Annotated in this window: 1 protein-coding gene; it reads left to right on the top strand. The window is 54.5% G+C overall.

Annotated elements, in window-relative coordinates; genetic code table 11:
* Positions 1-50: 50 nt before the first annotated feature.
* A partial coding sequence (locus ACO6V1_RS23390; RefSeq protein ID WP_422468929.1) for a hypothetical protein occupies positions 51-2,550 on the top strand: 2,500 nt, incomplete at its 3' end.

The raw sequence follows: 2,550 nt of genomic DNA, 5'->3' as shown, positions 1-2,550 counted from the left end.
CTGCGGCGGCTGCATCCTCATCCGGCAGTAAAACAGAAGTGCCGATTGATGTGCCGAATGCCACAATTCTGGGCAAGATTGGCCGTGAACCGGACTATCCACTGAATGGCACTTACCGGCAGACTGCGGATATTGATGGTGGCGGCTTGTCCCGCTCCATTGGCAGTAAAAACCATGCATTTAACGGTAAGTACGACGGTCAGGGTAATACCATTTATGGTCTTCGCCGCTGTCTGGTGAAAAATCTGACGGGTGAAGTTGATGACCTGCGCTTTACAAAAGCAGATATAAAGACAACACGTGAGAAAGCTTCAACCGGGGTAGCCGCTTGTAAAATGTCAGGTGGTGCCGTGGTCAGCAATATTCACGTTGAAAGTGCTTCCCTTAAGACCAGGGGTAATTATGCAAGCGCAGGTATTGCCGTGGGCGAAGTTAATCAAGGAACTGTTAGAAACACGACCGCAGTAAACTGCAATGTGCAAACTTCCGGCCCAGTGGCGAATGCCGGTATTGGCGCGGGGCATGTGACCCATGGAGCGGTTAGCGGCACGACTGCAGAAAAATGCGAGGTGATAACCTCCAATAATGCCGGTATCGGGGCGGGCCGTGTTGATGAAGGAAGCGTTGCCGACACCAGTGCAACGGGCTGCACGGTAAAAACGTCCGGAGGCAATGCCGGTATCGGAGCGGGGCGTGAGATTTCGTCAAGCGTCACCAGGACCAAGGCAGTCAACTGCACGCTGGAAAGCGCCGGTTCTTTCGGTAGTGCCAGTATCGGGGTGGGGCGTGGTACCGCTGTCGACACCACAGCAATGAACTGCAATGTGAAAAGCTCCGGTTCTTACGTTAGTGCCGGTATCGGGGTGGGGAATGGGGACGCTACCGACACCACGGCAATGAATTGCACGGTAACAGCCAATGGTGAGGGGAGTAATGCCGGTATCGGGTCGGGGGATGGAGGTACTGCTGATAACACCATAGCAAAGGACTGCACGGTAGAAACCTACGGTATTGAGGGTAATGCCGGCATCGGGGTGGGGGGCGGCATCGCTGCCGACACTACAGCAATGAACTGCACGGTAAAAACCTACGGTAATTCGAGTAATATCGGCATCGGGGTGGGTAAGGGGGCTGCAGCCGACACTCTGGCAATTGGCTGCACGGTGGAAAACCACGGTTCTGATGGTGGTAGTGCCGGTATCGGAGTGGGTATGGGGGCTGCTGTCAACACCACAGCGATAAACTGCACAGTGGAAACCTCCGGTGTTTCCAGTTTTGCCGGTATCGGGGCGGGGGTCTTTACTCCTCCTCGTGGAACCGGTGGAACCTATAGAGCTGTTGCTAACACAATGTCATTCAACAGCACGGTTAAAAACTCCGGTGCTTCTGGCTATGCCGGTATCGGTTCTGCGTTTATTGGCAATGTTGTCAACACCAAGGCGGTAAAAAGCACTGTCGAAAGTAGTCAGACCAGTTTTCCGAATAATATCGGGGGAGGGCGTAACCCCACTTACTGTGATGTCCGCGTTAACGATAAACTGCAACGAGACACCATCGGGGATTGCAGTTACTTGCTGGATAATTTCTGTGAAGCTGTTGACCCTCCCCTGGTGAAGCCGAATTGCCAGCCCAGTGACTGCTATTTTGAGGCATTAACAGGTGACAGTCTCGCCGGGTTAGAGTTATGTCCTGTTGCTCCGGAAGCCATCCCAACCACTGGCAGCCAAGTCACCGCATCTGCACAAACCTCAACACCAGAAGCAATGACAGCTTCTACGCACACCCTGACTTCCAGCTCCACGCCGCCAACAGTCACCTATCAGATGATTGAAGTCACCGACGTCAAGACCCTGGGTAAAATCGGCACCGACCCCAACTATCCAATAAACGGCAACTATATCCAAACCAAAGATATTGATGCCAGAAACCTGAGCCGACCCATCAGCCGCTTTACCGGCCAGTACAATGGCCAGAACTATACCACTACGATTGCCAACCTGGGTTGCTGCCTGGTGGATACCGTTGAGGATGGCGGGACCATTAGTAACCTGCACTTTACTGGTGCCAATATCGTCAGCGCCAGTCGGCCAGCGGGCGTGGTGGCTTGTGGAGTGAGCGGCAACGGCACCATTCGTGACATCTATGTGGAAAACAGCCAGGTCATAACCACCGGCAATGATGCCGACGCAGGTATCGGGGCGGGAGTCCTGTCGGGGGGGGCGGTAGTGGACATCTTGGCGAGAAACAGCACGGTGGTCACCCACGGTGAGGGGGCCGACGCCGGTATTGGTAGTGGCAGTATTGGCAATGATGCAGTGATTTCCCATGTCGAAGCCTTGAGATGCCGAGTGAAAACCGTCGGTAATAATGCCAATGCCGCCATCGGCGCAGGTTATGTGAACGGCACCGTGGCCAGCACTTCAGCATTCGGGAGCGAGGTAACCACCTCCGGTAAGGGGAGCCATGCCGCCATCGGCGGTGGCAAGGTAGATAACGGTGGCACTGTCACCAACACAACTGCATTCGACAACGTTGTGAAGACCACCGGTG

This window comes from Endozoicomonas sp. ALC013 (assembly GCF_049310205.1).
Taxonomy (GTDB): Bacteria; Pseudomonadota; Gammaproteobacteria; order Pseudomonadales; family Endozoicomonadaceae; genus Endozoicomonas.
Note: the sequence above shows the minus strand (reverse complement) of the source record. Positions and strands in the feature narration are given on the sequence as shown.